The sequence below is a fragment of the Vibrio agarivorans genome (assembly GCF_030409635.1).
Taxonomy (GTDB): Bacteria; Pseudomonadota; Gammaproteobacteria; order Enterobacterales; family Vibrionaceae; genus Vibrio; species Vibrio agarivorans.
Genome location: NZ_JAUFQF010000004.1, coordinates 2,968,059 through 2,983,943, shown reverse-complemented (window position 1 = coordinate 2,983,943; position 15,885 = coordinate 2,968,059). Strand labels below are relative to the sequence as shown.

The window sequence follows — 15,885 nt, the reverse complement described above, 5'->3', positions numbered from 1 at the left end:
TTATGCTTCGCCTCGGCCGAGTGAGCGTTGGCGTAATAATTTTTGTTGTTGGAAGAGTGCCGCTTTAATCAGCATGTCTTGGTCGGTGTCTTTTAGGCGGACAAATTTGACGTGTACAAGATAATGCCCCTCTGGCTGCTTATCGCACTCTGTTACTTGACCATAGCAGTAGATAGCCGCTGCAGGATGTTCTAAAAAAAGTTTCGCACGAACAGGGGTATCCAGCTCGATGTGTTGAGGTGAGCGGTAGCTAAAGCGACTCGCACCAAAAGATTCAGTGACAGTTGCAAACTTAGGCTCATCTTGTTGCGACAACATATAACTTAGCAATAAGTTGAGTTTTGCGTTTTGTGTATCAAGTAATTCAATAACATGGCGTAAATCAGAGTGTTTGAGCTCTGCTCGAGCGCTATCTTGTAGCGGGTCCAAACGAGAAAATTCGCTGGCCACAATAAATGGGGCAGGGGTTTCCGCTTCTAGCTCTTCTAAGCTGGGATAGAGATAATCCATCGCCAGTGGCTCAATGTTGGCTTTCATCGCATGGTGAACGGTGAAAAACTCTTGCTCTGACATAAACCATGTCCTTTGTAATAGTCCTAGTGCCGTCATGTTAACGGGGCACTTAGGTGGTTTCAATCTTGATCAAGCATAGCTGATGAGTATTTGGTTACGCTGTGACCATAACGACGATCACCTGTGCTTGTTTGAAGATAGTATTGCGCATTTTGAAGATACAAATGCGTATCCGTTCTGTTTTTGTTAGGTAAGTTGTCAATATTTGGGAATTTTTAACGTTTCAGGACTACACCCTCTAGGCAATTACGTTTAGAGTAGAGCTCTCAATTACCGTCATGGACGTCTATGTTTCATCCTGTCTCATTATTTATTGGCCTGCGCTATTTGCGAGGTAGAAGTGGTGATCGTTTCGGTCGATTTGTCTCTTTTATGTCGACAGCGGGTATCACCATTGGAGTGATGTCTTTAGTGACTGTTCTCTCTGTGATGAATGGTTTTGAAAGTCAACTCAAAGGGCGCATGCTTGGCGTCTTGCCACAAGCTGTTGTGAGCCAAGAGGGGGGCAAGACTGCAACCCAAGGCGGAGTTCCAGATTTTCTCCAGCGCTTCTCTGCGCATCCTATTCAGCCTATCGCTCGAAGTGAAGCGGTGGTGCAAAGCGCATCAGGTTTGGGTGTGGCGATGATGGTAGGTATAGAACAGCAAGCGGATAACCCGATTGCCGAGCATTTAATTACCGGCCATCTATCACAGCTCAATGCCGGAGATTATCATGTATTTTTAGGCCATTCTTTAGCAAGAGAACTGAATGTGTCTATGGGTGATAAAGTTCGTCTAATGGTGACTAGTGCGAGCCAGTTCACGCCTCTAGGACGCATTCCAAGCCAGCGCAACTTCACGGTAGCAGGTTTATTTAACACCGGTTCTGATATTGATAAGCAGTTGGTGGTGACAAACCTGCAAGATGCCACTCGCTTGATGCGATTACCCAAAGAGACGGTGACCGGATGGCGTTTGTATTTCGATGACCCGTTTGTGGTATCAGAATTAAGTGAACAGCCTTTACCACAAGGTTGGGTATGGAGCGACTGGCGCGAGCAGCGTGGAGAGTTATTCCAAGCCGTTAAAATGGAAAAGAACATGATGGGCTTAATGCTAGGGCTGATTGTCGGTGTCGCGGCATTTAATATCATCTCTGCACTCATCATGGTAGTGATGGAAAAACAGTCGGAAGTGGCGATTTTAAAAACTCAGGGCATGACCTCTTCCAAAATCATGGCCATTTTTATGGTTCAAGGTGCCAGCTCCGGCATTGTGGGGGCAATTGTCGGTGGTGGCTTGGGTGTCCTTTTGGCACAAAACCTCAATCCATTGATGCAGTTGATGGGTATCGAGTTATTTACCCTTGGAGGCTCGCTCCCGATACTGATTCAGCCTGTACAAATCATTAGTGTTATTTTGCTTGCGATAGCGTTAAGTCTATTGGCAACGCTTTACCCTTCCTATCGTGCGTCATCAGAAAAACCGGCAGAGGCCCTTCGTTATGAGTAGTTTATTAAGCTGTCACAATATCAGTAAGACGTATCAAGAGGGGGAGGTTGAAACTCCGGTGTTACGCGGTGTGAGTTTTGATATTGCTCAAGGGGAGTTGGCGGCTATTATTGGCACGTCAGGTTCAGGCAAGAGTACTTTGCTGCATATCTTGGGCGCATTGGATGACGCCAATGAAGGGGAAGTCTTCTTTCAGTCACAGTCTTTGCTAGATATGTCGTCGAATCAGCAGGCGAAGATTCGCAATCAGAGCCTTGGCTTTGTGTATCAGTTTCATCACCTATTAGCGGACTTTTCTGCTCTAGAGAATGTGGCGATGCCGCTAATGATTGGCGGCATGAAGCCAAACGGAGCAAAAGCAGAAGCAACACAATGGCTAGAAAAGGTGGGTTTGAGTCATCGCTTAGAACATCGCCCGTCAGAGCTTTCTGGCGGTGAGCGTCAGCGTGTCGCGATTGCGCGTGCGCTTGTAAACAACCCAGCATTAGTGCTTGCAGATGAGCCAACGGGTAATTTAGACCACAATACGGCGCTTGCGATTTATGATTTGATGCGCACCCTTAACCGTGAGTCTGGCACTGCCTTTTTAGTCGTGACCCACGACAATGAGTTGGCTAATAAGATGGATCGCCAACTGCGTATGCAAGATGGTTTGTTGGTGCAGGAGTAACTCGATGTCTCTATCGTTATTGGTTGGCTACCGATTTAGCCGCGCCAAAAAGCGCAACAAGATGGTGTCGTTTATTTCCATGTCATCAATGATTGGCATTGCCGTAGGGGTGGCGGTGATTATTATTGGTCTCTCTGCAATGAATGGATTTGAGCGTGAGCTGCAAAACCGAGTGCTGTCTGTTGTGCCTCACGCGGAACTAGAGGGCGTGCGTGGCCCATTAGAAAATTGGCAGCAAGTGGCCGAGCGCGCTGAGATGCACCCAGATGTTGAAGCCGCTGCGCCCTATGTGACGCTGACCGCTTTAGCGGAGAAAGGCCAAGAAATCAAAGCGATTGAAGTTCGTGGAATGGATTTAGAGCGAGAGTCTCGGGTCTCGACGTTAGCCAGTTTTGTTGACCCGCAAGCGTGGCAGCAGTTTGTGCCGGGCAATCAGCAAATTATTTTAGGTAGCGGTGTAGCTCGTCAACTCGGTCTAGATGTGGGAGATTCGCTATCACTTATGCTGCCATCCTCGGATACGACCAAAGTGAGAGCGCCCAAACGCGTGCGTGTTAAAGTGATTGGTTTGCTCGAGCTGCATGGTCAAATTGACCATAATCTCGCGATCATTCCGCTGCAAGATGCACAGCAATATGCTGATATGGATGAGGGTGTCAGCGGTGTGTCACTTAAAGTGAATCAGGTGTTGAACGCGACGCAAATTGTGCGTGAGGTGGGGAGTACCTTGAATGTCTACGTATATCTCAGCAGTTGGCAAAAGAAATACGGCTTTCTCTACCGCGATATACAATTAGTTCGCACTATCATGTATTTAGTGATGGTGCTTGTGATTGGTGTGGCTTGTTTCAATATTGTCTCAACCCTCATGATGGCAGTGAAAGACCGAGCATCTGAAATCGCCATTATGCGAACGATGGGAGCGACAGATGGTTTGATTAAGCGTATCTTTGTTTGGCAGGGCGTGTTTTCAGGCGTGTTTGGCAGCTTAGTTGGTAGTGTCTTTGGTCTACTTGTGGCGATGAACTTAACGACTATCATTAAGGCGCTAGAGGCAATAATCGGCTATCAGTTCCTGTCTGGTGATATTTATTTTGTCGATTTTCTACCATCAGAAGTCGTGATGTCAGATGTCATTTTGGTATCGAGTACCGCAATTATCTTGAGTTTATTCGCCACCTGGTACCCAGCCAAACGAGCCAGCCAGTTAAATCCAGCTACCGTATTGAGTGCCAAATAAAGGTGAGATAGCTAGAACTCATTCTGTGTTTACATTTTCGACATGTAAAAGTTGAAGATGACTCGTAGCTGCGGTAAATAAAGTCACATCAGTTGATCAAAAAAGAGAGCCTTACACTGTAAGGCTCTCTTTTTTTGATCTTGTTTAATCTATACCAATCGCTGCGTTTGTTGACTGATTCGCTCTTTTGACTAGCGCCCGCGACGTTTTTGCCAGCTTCTCACGACGGAGTATCGCCAAAGCCCGCGTATCCCAAAGTAACCCAGAAGCGACGCTGTAATAGCACAGACTAAGCTACCGATAAGAAATGGAGGGCCTAGGGTGTGCATCTGTGTGGCTAAATATTCCCAAGAAAGCTCAAAATGGAACGGCTGCGGGGGCGTATTCATCAACAGGGTTCCTACTTTATAAGCGAAGTAGAACAGCAGCGGCATGGTGACAGGGTTGCTTATCCAAACCAACGCGACCGAAAGTGGCAGGTTAACGCTACACAAAATGGCTGCACCCGCCGCCATGATCATTTGACTTGGCAGAGGAACAAAAGCCATGAAGAGGCCAACCGCAAAAGCGCCCGAAGCGGAGCGGCGGTTGAGGCACCACAGGTTGGGGTTATAAAGCACATTTCCAAAGATCTTTAATGCTTTCTGACGTTTGATAACGTCATGATTTGGCATAAAGCGCTTAATGAACTTTCTAGGCATAGGGCAAATATGACTCTCTTAAATCACTCTTGGTCGTTGCTCGCATTCTCTATCACACTAATGTCGATTCCATTTTGGCCCGTGTTACCAAGCCTTGGCTGGATAAGTGCAATCCTGGCGCTAACCCTGCTTTCCCTGAATTATAGACGGATGAGAAGTTTGTCAGTTGTATTGATAGCAATTTTGCTGGGCATCGTGCATGGCAACCTTGCTCAACAACAAACTCAGAGATTATTTGAAAACGGGCTGAATATTACCATAAAAGCACAAGTAAACAGCTTTTTTCATCAAATCCGTCATGGATATGAGGGAACGGTCTTGATTCGCTCGATAAATGGCCAAGAGTTACCCATTTTACTACCGATAAAAGTGAGATTAATCAGCCCAGTAGCCTTGAATATCGATGATATGGTTTATGCCAAAGTGCGACTAAAACGCATTATCGGTTGGCTTAATCCTAAAGGCTATGACAAAGAAGCGGTCGCTATGTCGAATGGAACTCGAGGGCAGGCGACGCTCGATGAGCGAAACTCCTGGCGAGTGGAATCAGACTTCTCAATCAAGCAGCGTTTGTACCAACGAGTGAAGTCCTCGTTTAATGATATTGACACGCAGGGCATCGTGTTAGCGCTGACGTTTGGTGAACGAAAAGATATTGCTCCGCAGCAGTGGTTGCAAATGCAGCAGATGGGTCTTATACACCTTATTGCGATTTCTGGTTTGCACATTCAATTGGTGTTCGGCTGGAGTGTGATTTTAGTTCGACTGCTGTTTAAGAGCGGCGTTATGTCGCGTTGGCTACCTCATGCGTGTGGCTTAGGGCTCGCGTTAAGTTACGCATGGTTATCCGGCTTTTCTGCCCCCACAGTCCGTGCGTTGCTTACCTGTTTACTGATCACCGCATTGGCGGCGGCTAATTTACATAACGCTAGAAAAAGTAAGTGGTTACTCATCTTATCCATCATGCTAGCCATCAACCCTTTTTACACGTTGAGCGCTAGCTTTTGGATGTCGTTTGCTGCAGTCGCAACCATCTATTATGCCTTATCACAACACAGCGAACGAATTTGGTGGCAGCAGGCTTTGTTGATGCAAGCTTATCTAACGATTTTTCTCGCGCCCATCGCAATTTACCTATTCAATGGCATCAGCATGAGTGCTTGGCTCCTTAACCTGATAGCGGTACCGATCTTTACGTTTTTGGTTATGCCAAGCGTACTTTTGGCTCTGGCTGTTGACTTCCTTCAAGTGCTATGGAGTGTTGAATGGTTCGAGCCTTGGCTGTGGGTGACCTGGGCGCTATGGCCAATTAATCAACTACTTGTACAGGATTTAGGTTGGTGGCTAGACACAACACAGTGGAGTCTTTGGCTGAGTATCGCTCTATGCTTTGCTCTATTGAGCCGGCACTACCTATCGTTGAATAGCGTGTGCTGGTGTAGTGCCTTATTGCTCTTGATGATGAATTATTTTTCGCAACCGAAACGCTGGCAACTGGTGGTGTTTGATGTGGGGCATGGACTTGCTGTTGCAATAAGAGATCAACATACAGTGTATCTTTACGATGTTGCCGCAAGTTGGCCATCAGGGAGTGTTGCCCAAAACTTGCTTATACCTTGGTTGCGTTGGCGAGGCGTGCAGTCGCTTGACGGTGTATTTATCAGTCATGATGACAACGACCATGCGGGAGGGTTAAGTGATCTCAGGCAGTCTATTGATATTAAAAAGGTGATTGGAAGCTTGGGTGTTTCGAGCACTGACGCTTGCATTGCAGGTAAGGTCTATAAATTGGAGACACTTGAGGTCAAAGTACTTTGGCCCAAGCGCCAGCCCAACCGTGCTTATAATCCTCACTCTTGTGTGATTCGGATTGAAGACGCAATTAATGGGCTGAGTATATTGTTGACCGGAGACATCGATGCAGTGAGTGAATACTTACTAAGCCGTGGTGAGCAGAGTCTACAAAGTGACATTATCCTTGTCCCACACCATGGTAGTTCAACCTCTTCTACTAAAGGATTGATTGATAAGGTTAATCCTCAAGTCGCGATTTCCTCTAATGCTTATCAAGGACGATGGCAATTGCCGAATAAAGATGTGGTTAAGCGCTATACTCAACATGGTGCCACTTGGTACGACACTGGCCGTGATGGCATGCTGACTATTGATGTTTATGACAATTATTGGCAAGTTACCCCTAGTCGTACTGGCTCAAAAAACTCTTGGTATAGGCAGATGCTGCGTAACCGAGTAGAATAGCGCCCTTAACTATCGTAAAAATAAGAAAACTATATATGTCTGTAGAAAACTCAGTCGATCAAGATGAGAAGACGTGGAACACCTTTAAACGGTTGTGGACCTATATTCGAAAATACAAAAAAGGCCTGGTTGTTGCAGTGATTGCATTAGTCATCAATGCGATTGCTGATACTTATATGATTTCTTTGCTAAAGCCTCTACTTGATGAAGGCTTTGGTGATGCTGATTCGCAGTTCTTGCGAACCTTACCCCTTATTATCTTTGGCATGATATTCATTCGTGGCCTAAGTGGTTTTGTATCAACCTATTGCTTGAGTTGGGTCTCTGGCAATGTGGTTATGCAGATGCGTCGCGGCATCTTCCGTCAATTTATGCATATGCCAGTGAGCTTCTTTGATAAAGAATCGACAGGTGGATTGCTATCACGAATTACCTACGATTCTGAACAGGTTGCCAATGCAACCAGTGGCGCTTTAGTCAATATCGTACGTGAAGGCGCCAGTTTGATCGGCCTGATGGTGCTGATGTTCTGGAACAGCTGGAAGCTTTCATTGGTGCTATTTTTAGTGGCGCCAATTGTTGCGTGGGGAATCGGGGTTATTTCTCGTCGTTTTAGAAAGATCTCTAAAAATATGCAGACCGCGATGGGCCATGTGACATCTTCGGCTGAACAGATGCTTAAAGGTCATAAAGTGGTGATCAGCTATGGTGGTCAAGATGTTGAATCGGAGCGCTTTGATGGCGTGAGCAACCGTATGCGTCAACAAACCATGAAGCTTGTGGTGGTTCAGGGGCTCGCTAACCCAATTATTCAGATGATTGCTTCGATTGCCATTGTTACAGTCTTATTCCTGGCGAGCTTTGACAGCATTCGTAACGAACTGACACCGGGTACATTCACCGTAGTATTCTCAGCCATGTTTGGCATGATGCGTCCACTTAAGGGCTTAACGAACGTCGCAGGGCAATTCCAACGTGGTATGGCAGCCTGTCAGACTCTATTTGGTTTGATGGATCTAGAGACCGAAAAAAATACCGGTAAGCATACTGCTGAACGCGTGAAAGGCGATGTCTCTGTAGAAGATGTAACGTTCACATACAGTGGCAAAGAAACACCTGCCTTGAAGAGTGTTTCTTTCGATTTACCAAAAGGCAAAACCGTTGCCCTAGTGGGGCGTTCTGGTTCAGGTAAGAGTACTATTGCTAACCTGTTCAACCGTTTCTACGATGTCGATTCGGGTTCAATTAAGCTCGACGGTTATGACATCCGTGACTACGAGCTGAAAAACCTGCGTGAGCATTTTGCATTGGTTTCTCAAAACGTACATTTGTTTAACGATACCATCGCTAACAACATCGCTTACGCTGCCGATGAGTCTTACACTCGTGAGCAGATTGAAGAAGCGGCACGCCTAGCCTATGCAATGGACTTTATCGAAGGCCTTGATGAGGGTCTTGATAGCATGATTGGCGAGAACGGTGCGAGCCTTTCTGGCGGTCAGCGCCAACGTATCGCCATTGCGCGCGCCTTGTTGCGTGATGCACCTGTGTTGATTCTTGATGAGGCAACGTCAGCGCTAGATACAGAATCCGAACGTGCGATTCAAATGGCGCTAGATGAGCTACAAAAAGACAAAACGGTATTGGTGATTGCTCACCGTCTATCAACTATCGAGAAAGCCGACGAGATCTTGGTTATTGATGAAGGTGAAGTGGTTGAGCGCGGTTCACACGCTGAACTGATCGATCAGCAAGGTGCGTATGCGCAGCTACACAAAATCCAATTTGGTGAGCAGCAGTGATAGAGCGCATTTGGTATCAACCAAGTACGTTAGCAACATTCTTAAAGCCACTACTCTGGCCTTTAAGCATGTTGTTCAAATCTATCAGCGAAACACGCAGAAAAGCCTTCGAGAGCGGCGAAAAAGAGAGTTACCGCGCACCTGTACCCGTCGTGGTGGTGGGTAATATCACGGTGGGCGGTAATGGTAAAACGCCTGTCGTAATTTGGCTCGTGGAACAGCTGCAAGCACTGGGCTTTAAGCCGGGTGTCGTGTCGCGCGGCTATGGCGGCAAAGCGGGGCAGTATCCGCTGTTAGTCAACATAGAGACGCCGGCAGAGATGTGTGGTGACGAGCCAAAACTGATTGCTAAGCGTACTGGCGTGCCTGTTGCCGTTGATCCAGTAAGAAGTCAGGCAGTAAAGGCGCTCCTGCCACAGGGCATTGATATCGTCATAACTGATGATGGCTTACAGCACTATGCTCTACAACGCGATATAGAGTTTGTAGTCGTGGACGGAAAGCGCCGCTTTGGTAATCAGTCTTTGATGCCGATGGGGCCACTGCGAGAGTCGTTGCAGCGTTTAGACAGCGTTGACTTCATTATTAACAACGGCGGCGAACCGCAGCATAACGAAATTGCGATGTCGTTAGAGCCAGCGCTTGCAGTGAACTTAGTCACCGGGCAAAAAGCCTCCGTCGATACCCTGACAAATCTGGTTGCCTTTGCGGGCATTGGCCACCCTCCGCGCTTTTTCAGGACACTAGAAACGCTAGGAGCAAACGTGGTGGCAACGCAAGGCTTTGCCGACCATCAGGCGTATGACAAACTAAAACTCAATGACCTTGCGCAGCAAGGTGACAATGTCATCATGACAGAAAAAGACGCCGTAAAATGCGGCGACTTTGCCCAACAGAATTGGTGGTATCTCCCTGTCTCAGCGGAGCTACCCGAAAAAGATGCCCAGCGCATTCTAGAACGAATTAAAGAGGTTAAAGAACAGTATGGATCACCGTTTGCTTGAGATTGTGGCATGCCCTGTATGCAAAGGTAAGCTGACTTATGACAAAGACCAACAAGAGCTTATCTGTAAGTTCGATCGTTTAGCTTACGCAATTAAAGAGGGCATTCCTGTGCTTCTTGAAACTGAAGCTCGTTCAATGTCAATGGAAGAGGGCAACGAGTAATGGCTTTTACCGTTGTTATTCCTGCTCGTTATCAGTCAAGTCGTCTGCCTGCCAAGCCTTTGGCGGATATTGCAGGTAAGCCTATGGTGCAGTGGGTGTATGAAAAGGCAATGCAGTCTGGGGCGTCACGGGTGATTGTGGCAACGGATGACCAGCGCATCGAGCAGGTCGTTAAGAGTTTTGGCGGGCAAGTTTGTATGACCTCTCCAGATCACCAATCTGGTACAGAGCGTCTAGCAGAAGTAATTGAACAGCTCAATATTGCTGATGATGAGATCATCGTTAACGTGCAGGGTGACGAGCCACTTATTCCACCAGTGATCATTCGCCAAGTGGCCGATAATCTTGCCCAATCACAAGCACCGATGGCGACACTGGGTGTGGCGATTGAAGACGAAGAAGAAGCGTTTAATCCCAACGCCGTTAAAGTTGTGACGGACGCCAATGGGTATGCACTGTACTTTAGCCGAGCTACTATCCCTTGGGACAGAGACCATTTTGCGAAACAAGAGGGCGGGTTACAGCAGCCTTTGATGCGTCACATTGGCATCTACGCCTATCGTGCAGGTTTTATTAACACCTATGTCGGTTGGGCGCCGTCTCAGCTAGAACAAATCGAGTGTCTAGAGCAATTGCGAGTGCTTTGGTATGGCGAGCGTATTCATGTAGAACTTGCTAAAGAAGCTCCTGAAGCTGGGGTCGATACACCAGAAGACCTTGAGAAAGTTCGCGCTATATTGAGCCAATAGTGTCTGACAAACAGGTAAATAAAGCAAAGCCCCAGTAGTTATTGGGGCTTTGTTATTTTAAGGAGGACCATAAGAGACAACTAAATTTTTGCGCCATAGTCATGCCGCTGCGGACAGGTAGCTAAAATTTCTCTTCTACCCGTGTCTTTCACTTCTTCCAATATCACATCAAAACCCCACAATCGGTAAAGATGCTTTAAGACCTCATCGTGTCCTTTATCAAGTGGAACGCGGTTATGAGGCACATGTTGCAATGTTAAGGAGCGATCGCCTCTCACATCCACGTTGTAGATCTGAATGTTTGGCTCAAGGTTACTCAGGTTGTATTGTGCAGCGAGCTTTTCACGTATTTCGCGATAACCCATTTCGTCATGAATGGCACTGACTTCAATAAAGTTACGTCGATCATCATCCAAAATTGAAAACAGCTTGAACTCACGAATAAGGTGAGGGGACAAGTACTGGCTTATGAAGCTTTCATCTTTGAAGTTGTGCATGGCAAAGTGCACCGCATCTAACCAATCTGTGTCAACGAGATCAGGGAACCACTCTCTATCTTCGTCAGTTGGCTCTTCACAGATACGCTTGATATCTTTAAACATGGCAAAGCCAAGCGCGTACGGGTTAATACCGCTGTAATAAGGGCTATTGTAGGCCGGTTGTGCGACCACCCCAGTATGGCTATGGAGAAATTCCAAAATGAAACGATCGCTCACGACGCCTTCATCATAGAGGTGATTCAAGATAGTGTAGTGCCAGAATGTTGCCCAGCCCTCGTTCATTACTTGGGTCTGTTTTTGAGGGTAGAAGTATTGACTGACTTTACGCACGATACGCACGATTTCACGCTGCCAAGGCTCCAATAGCGGCGCATTTTTCTCGATAAAGTACAGAATGTTTTCTTGCGGCTCTGAAGGGAAGCGTATTTTCTCTACCTCTTCTTCCTTCTCTTTGTTCTTAGGTACGGTTCGCCACAGGTCATTAACAAGTGATTGAAGGTAAGCTTCGCGTTCCTCTTGGCGCATTTTCTCTTCAGCAATAGAGATTTTTTCAGGGCGTTTATAGCGATCGACGCCGTAGTTCATCAGCGCATGACACGAGTCGATGAGCAGTTCAACCTCTGACACACCATACTTTTCTTCACAGTCAGCAATATATTTTTTTGCAAACAGCAGGTAGTCAATAATTGAACTGGCGTCTGTCCAGGTTTGGAACAGATAGTTTCCCTTAAAGAATGAGTTGTGGCCATAGCAGGCGTGAGCCATTACGAGCGCCTGCATCGTGACCGTATTCTCTTCCATCAAATAAGCGATACATGGATCGGAGTTGATCACGATCTCGTAGGCTAGGCCCATTTGGCCGTGTTTATAGCCTTGCTCGGTTTGTATGAACTTTTTACCAAACGACCAATGGTTATAGTTGATTGGCATACCGATACTTGAATAGGCATCCATCATCTGTTCCGAGGTAATGACCTCAATTTGATTCGGGTACGTATCGAGTCGATAGTGTTGCGCGACACGCTTGATCTCTTGGTGATAGCGTTCGAGCAGATCGAAAGTCCAGTCTGGACCATCGGGTAGCATGCGTGTCGATTGGGCGACTTTATCTTCTATCATGCTGTCCTCCTAGACGTCTTCCTTGGCGAATAGCTCCCTGAACACAGGGAAAATATCATCGGTTGAGCGGATATTCTTCATAGCGAAGTTGGCAAAATCATTTTGTACTTTTTCATACTCGTGCCACAGGGTTTGGTGAGAGCGTCGAGTAATTTCGATGTAAGAGTAGTACTGGCAAGTCGGCAATAACTTATTGACTAGCAGCTCTTTACAACGCGGTGAATCATCTGCCCAGTTATCACCATCTGAGGCTTGCGCAGCATAGATATTCCATTCAGAAGAAGGGTATCTGTCATCGACGATTTCTTTCATCAGTTTCAGAGCACTGGAAACGATGGTGCCACCAGTTTCTTGTGAGTAGAAAAACTCATGCTCATCCACTTCTTTCGCTTGCGTGTGGTGGCGAATAAAAACCACCTCCACATTTTCATAGCGGCGGTTTAAGAACAGGTATAGGAGCACGTAGAAGCGTTTAGCAATGTCTTTAGTCGCTTGGTCCATAGAGCCAGAGACGTCCATTAGGCAGAACATGACCGCTTGGCTGGACGGAATCGGTCGGCGCTCATAGTTTTTAAAGCGTAAATCAAACGTATCGATAAACGGGACTCTATCGATTTTGTTTCTAAGCTCTTTGATCTCCTCTTTCAGGCGCTTCTCTTCGATTAACTGCGCAGGTTCGCGATTCTGAATAGCTTCCAATTCATCTTCGAGCTCATTGATTAAACGTTTTTTACCTGCAGTCATTGCTGTTCTGCGTGCAAGTGATTGTTGCAATGAACGTACAATCGCGATGTTAGAAGGCATACCTGCGGTTTGGTAACCCGCACGGTGAGTCTTCCATTCCGTGATTTTATTTACTTGGTTTTTTTCTAGGTTCGGCAGTTCAAGATCTTCAAACAATATATCAAGGTATTCATCTTTTGATATCTGGAAGACGAACTCGTCTTGGCCTTCACCGTCTTTGCTTGCGTCACCCTCACCGGCGCCGCCTCCACCTTGACCACCTTTGGGGCGCTCTATTTGGTCCCCTTTAGTAAATTGGTCATTACCTGGATGCACTCGCTCTTTTAGGCCACCTTGTCCTTGATGGAAAGAGGGCTCACGAATGTCTTTTGATGGAATCGCTATATCTTCACCGGTTTCTGTATCGGTGATAGAGCGACGACTGACAGCATCAGTGACAGACTCTTTGATCTGCGCTTTATGCCGTTTGAGAAATCGTTGACGATTAACGGCACTTTTGTTCTTGCCGTTCAATCGTCTATCTATAAATTGCGCCATAATCATCCCCTCAATCGATCCCCTCACCGTCGGGTGAGGGGGAAACTAACCACGATTATGATGACTTACGAACACGCAAGTACCACTCAGAAAGTAGACGTACTTGTTTCTCTGTATAACCTTTTTCCATCATACGAGCGACAAAGTCGTCATGTTTCTTCTGATCTTCAGAAGAGGTCTTCGCATTGAACGAGATGACTGGAAGCAGCTCTTCTGTGTTCGAGAACATTTTCTTCTCGATGACAGTGCGCAGCTTCTCGTAGCTTGTCCAAAGCGGGTTTTTACCGTTGTTACTTGCGCGAGCGCGAAGAACAAAGTTCACGATCTCGTTACGGAAGTCTTTCGGATTGCTTATCCCTGCCGTTTTCTCAATCTTCTCTAACTCATTATTTAGTGAAGAGCGGTCGAACAACTGACCCGTCTCAGGGTCACGATACTCTTGGTCTTGAATCCAGAAGTCAGCATAGGTCACGTAGCGGTCGAAGATATTTTGACCGTACTCAGAGTAAGATTCTAAGTAAGCGGTTTGAATCTCTTTGCCAATGAACTCAACGTAGCGAGGAACCAGATACCCTTTCAAGAACTCAAGGTATTTCTCGGCGGTCTCTTGTGGGAACTGCTCACGCTCAATTTGCTGCTCAATCACATAGAAAAGGTGGACAGGGTTAGCAGCAACTTCCGTTTGATCAAAGTTGAATACGCGAGACAGGATCTTAAAGGCAAAACGGGTAGAAAGGCCGTTCATACCTTCATCTACACCAGCGTAGTCACGATATTCTTGATAGCTCTTGGCTTTCGGGTCGGTGTCTTTTAGGGTTTCACCATCATAAACGCGCATTTTCGAGAACAGTGACGAGTTTTCTGGCTCTTTAAGGCGAGACAAAATACTAAACTGTGCCAGTAAATCGAGGGTGCTTGGCGAGCAAGGGGCTTTTGAAAGCTCTGAATGGTCTAGCAGCTTCTGGTAAATTTTAACTTCTTCAGAAACACGCAAACAGTAAGGGACTTTCACTATGTAGACACGATCGAGGAACGCCTCGTTGTTCTTGTTGTTGCGGAACGTTTGCCACTCAGATTCGTTAGAGTGAGCGAGGATCATGCCGTCAAATGGCAACGCAGAAAGTCCTTCAGTACCGTTAAAGTTACCTTCTTGAGTCGCGGTTAAAAGTGGGTGTAGCACCTTGATGGGCGCTTTAAACATCTCAACGAACTCCATCAAGCCTTGGTTTGCTTTACATAGCGCACCAGAATAACTGTAAGCATCAGGGTCATCTTGAGAGAAATGCTCAAGCTGGCGGATGTCGACTTTACCTACCAGTGATGAAATGTCTTGGTTGTTCTCATCACCAGGTTCGGTTTTCGCTATCGCGACTTGGTCTAAGATTGATGGACGTACTTTTACGACCTTGAATTTGGTGATATCACCACCAAATTCGTGCAGACGTTTGGCGGCCCAAGGTGACATGATAGAGCGCAAATAGCGTTTCTCAATGCCGTACTCTTCTTTCAGCAATTGTCCGTCTTCCGTCACATCAAATAGGCAGAAAGGATGGTCGTTGACCGGACTACGTTCACCATTCGCCGAGAGCACATAGATAGGCATTTTTTGCATCAGTGCTTTGAGTTTTTCTGCTAATGAAGACTTACCACCACCCACAGGGCCGAGCAAGTAGAGAATCTGTTTACGCTCTTCGAGCCCTTGTGCAGCGTGTTTGAGATACGAGACAATTTGCTCAATCGCATCTTCCATACCGAAGAAATCTTCAAACTCTTTGTAGCGAGAAATGACTCGGTTTGAAAAAATACGGCTTAATCGTGGGTCTTGAGCGGTATCAATGATCTCAGGTTCACCAATCGCAAGCAGCAGTCTCTCCGCCGCGTTTGCATAGGCACTTTTATCATCTTTACATAGGGACAAGAACTCTTGAATGGATAGTTCTTCATCCTTCGCCGCTTCATATCTAGATTGATAATGGTCGAAAATACTCATGGCAATTCCCCTCTGTTCCTTTTGCCCAAATCCATCTCACTGCATTAGGCAATTCACTCGCGTTCTTATGTTATATACGTGATGTCGGCCTCGCCTATATCAGTTCCTTTAATCAATAAGACCGACTTCTATTGTTAAAAATTACGACAAAGTTGGTAACGAGTTTTGCTTCGCACTTGCTCCATCGAACCTTTTTAATGTCCAAGACGTATATCTATAGCCTAGTAATGGTTTGGCAATTTTGCTTAACAATTATGGATTTAATGAACAAATAGAGGGCTAGTTCAATAAATACCGTTTTTCTAGTCGCTCTCACGGGTTTTGTTTACTTTTTTAGAAC

General features: G+C 46.3%; 13 protein-coding genes. 8 read left to right on the top strand and 5 right to left on the bottom strand.

Translation table 11 applies throughout. The annotated features are described in order from the left end of the window. The gene (locus tag QWZ05_RS22140; RefSeq protein ID WP_290300738.1) at positions 1-573 is read right to left on the bottom strand and encodes a PilZ domain-containing protein; all 573 of its coding nucleotides are present in this window, start codon (positions 571-573) and stop codon (positions 1-3) included. Between the two features lie 288 nt (positions 574-861). On the opposite strand from QWZ05_RS22140, the gene lolC reads away from it, so the two are divergent. From lolC to lolE, 3 genes are read left to right on the top strand one after another with little or no spacing between them, the layout of a single operon-like run. After that, entirely contained in the window at positions 862-2,067 is a 1,206-nt protein-coding gene (gene lolC, locus QWZ05_RS22135; RefSeq protein ID WP_290300737.1) for a lipoprotein-releasing ABC transporter permease subunit LolC, read from the top strand. Beyond that, positions 2,060-2,737 carry a lipoprotein-releasing ABC transporter ATP-binding protein LolD gene (lolD, locus tag QWZ05_RS22130; RefSeq protein WP_264875152.1) on the top strand — a complete coding sequence of 226 codons (678 nt, stop codon included), beginning with the start codon at positions 2,060-2,062 and terminating at the stop codon, positions 2,735-2,737. Before lolC ends, lolD begins: the two co-directional genes overlap by 8 nt. Before the next feature lie 4 nt (positions 2,738-2,741). Beyond that, positions 2,742-3,977: a lipoprotein-releasing ABC transporter permease subunit LolE gene (gene lolE, locus QWZ05_RS22125; protein ID WP_264875153.1), complete on the top strand. Its 1,236-nt coding sequence runs from the start codon at positions 2,742-2,744 to the stop codon at positions 3,975-3,977. 191 nt (positions 3,978-4,168) lie between these two features. Here the strand turns inward: lolE and QWZ05_RS22120 are convergent, their stop codons facing one another. Continuing rightward, the gene (locus tag QWZ05_RS22120; RefSeq protein WP_264875154.1) at positions 4,169-4,678 is read right to left on the bottom strand and encodes a DUF2062 domain-containing protein; all 510 of its coding nucleotides are present in this window, start codon (positions 4,676-4,678) and stop codon (positions 4,169-4,171) included. Between the two features lie 159 nt (positions 4,679-4,837). On the opposite strand from QWZ05_RS22120, the gene QWZ05_RS22115 reads away from it, so the two are divergent. Genes QWZ05_RS22115 through kdsB form a run of 5 tightly spaced genes read left to right on the top strand, consistent with a single transcriptional unit; the run spans position 4,838 to position 10,655 of the window. Further along, the gene (locus tag QWZ05_RS22115; RefSeq protein WP_290300735.1) at positions 4,838-6,937 is read left to right on the top strand and encodes a DNA internalization-related competence protein ComEC/Rec2; all 2,100 of its coding nucleotides are present in this window, start codon (positions 4,838-4,840) and stop codon (positions 6,935-6,937) included. 35 nt (positions 6,938-6,972) lie between these two features. Then, positions 6,973-8,739, top strand: coding sequence for a lipid A ABC transporter ATP-binding protein/permease MsbA (gene msbA / locus QWZ05_RS22110; RefSeq protein WP_290300733.1), 1,767 nt, complete (start codon positions 6,973-6,975; stop codon positions 8,737-8,739). Next, a complete protein-coding gene (lpxK, locus tag QWZ05_RS22105) occupies positions 8,736-9,743 on the top strand; it encodes a tetraacyldisaccharide 4'-kinase (RefSeq protein ID WP_290300732.1) in 1,008 nt (335 codons plus the stop codon). The genes msbA and lpxK overlap by 4 nt, the downstream gene beginning before the upstream one ends. Beyond that, positions 9,724-9,906, top strand: coding sequence for a Trm112 family protein (locus QWZ05_RS22100; RefSeq protein WP_264875158.1), 183 nt, complete (start codon positions 9,724-9,726; stop codon positions 9,904-9,906). The genes lpxK and QWZ05_RS22100 overlap by 20 nt, the downstream gene beginning before the upstream one ends. Beyond that, complete coding sequence (kdsB, locus tag QWZ05_RS22095) at positions 9,906-10,655, top strand: 3-deoxy-manno-octulosonate cytidylyltransferase (protein ID WP_290300731.1); 750 nt, start codon at positions 9,906-9,908, stop codon at positions 10,653-10,655. The genes QWZ05_RS22100 and kdsB overlap by 1 nt, the downstream gene beginning before the upstream one ends. A gap of 80 nt (positions 10,656-10,735) precedes the next feature. Here the strand turns inward: kdsB and QWZ05_RS22090 are convergent, their stop codons facing one another. Genes QWZ05_RS22090 through QWZ05_RS22080 form a run of 3 tightly spaced genes read right to left on the bottom strand, consistent with a single transcriptional unit; the run spans position 10,736 to position 15,545 of the window. After that, positions 10,736-12,274 (bottom strand): SpoVR family protein, encoded by a 1,539-nt coding sequence (locus QWZ05_RS22090; protein WP_290300730.1) that lies wholly within the window; start codon positions 12,272-12,274, stop codon positions 10,736-10,738. 9 nt (positions 12,275-12,283) lie between these two features. Continuing rightward, complete coding sequence (locus QWZ05_RS22085; protein ID WP_264875162.1) at positions 12,284-13,555, bottom strand: YeaH/YhbH family protein; 1,272 nt, start codon at positions 13,553-13,555, stop codon at positions 12,284-12,286. A 55-nt stretch (positions 13,556-13,610) separates the two neighbouring features. After that, positions 13,611-15,545 (bottom strand): PrkA family serine protein kinase, encoded by a 1,935-nt coding sequence (locus QWZ05_RS22080; RefSeq protein WP_264875163.1) that lies wholly within the window; start codon positions 15,543-15,545, stop codon positions 13,611-13,613. Between the last annotated feature and the right edge of the window lie 340 nt (positions 15,546-15,885).

What these genes read in the sequence shown, in the direction of transcription:
- QWZ05_RS22100 (WP_264875158.1), top strand. Translation starts at nt 9,724, where the DNA reads ATGGATCACCGTTTGCTTGAGATTGTGGCATGCCCTGTATGCAAAGGT.
- lolD (WP_264875152.1), top strand. Translation starts at nt 2,060, where the DNA reads ATGAGTAGTTTATTAAGCTGTCACAATATCAGTAAGACGTATCAAGAG.
- QWZ05_RS22090 (WP_290300730.1), bottom strand. Translation starts at nt 12,274, where the DNA reads ATGATAGAAGATAAAGTCGCCCAATCGACACGCATGCTACCCGATGGT.
- QWZ05_RS22140 (WP_290300738.1), bottom strand. Translation starts at nt 573, where the DNA reads ATGTCAGAGCAAGAGTTTTTCACCGTTCACCATGCGATGAAAGCCAAC.
- lolC (WP_290300737.1), top strand. Translation starts at nt 862, where the DNA reads ATGTTTCATCCTGTCTCATTATTTATTGGCCTGCGCTATTTGCGAGGT.
- kdsB (WP_290300731.1), top strand. Translation starts at nt 9,906, where the DNA reads ATGGCTTTTACCGTTGTTATTCCTGCTCGTTATCAGTCAAGTCGTCTG.
- QWZ05_RS22085 (WP_264875162.1), bottom strand. Translation starts at nt 13,555, where the DNA reads ATGGCGCAATTTATAGATAGACGATTGAACGGCAAGAACAAAAGTGCC.
- QWZ05_RS22120 (WP_264875154.1), bottom strand. Translation starts at nt 4,678, where the DNA reads ATGCCTAGAAAGTTCATTAAGCGCTTTATGCCAAATCATGACGTTATC.
- lolE (WP_264875153.1), top strand. Translation starts at nt 2,742, where the DNA reads ATGTCTCTATCGTTATTGGTTGGCTACCGATTTAGCCGCGCCAAAAAG.
- msbA (WP_290300733.1), top strand. Translation starts at nt 6,973, where the DNA reads ATGTCTGTAGAAAACTCAGTCGATCAAGATGAGAAGACGTGGAACACC.
- QWZ05_RS22080 (WP_264875163.1), bottom strand. Translation starts at nt 15,545, where the DNA reads ATGAGTATTTTCGACCATTATCAATCTAGATATGAAGCGGCGAAGGAT.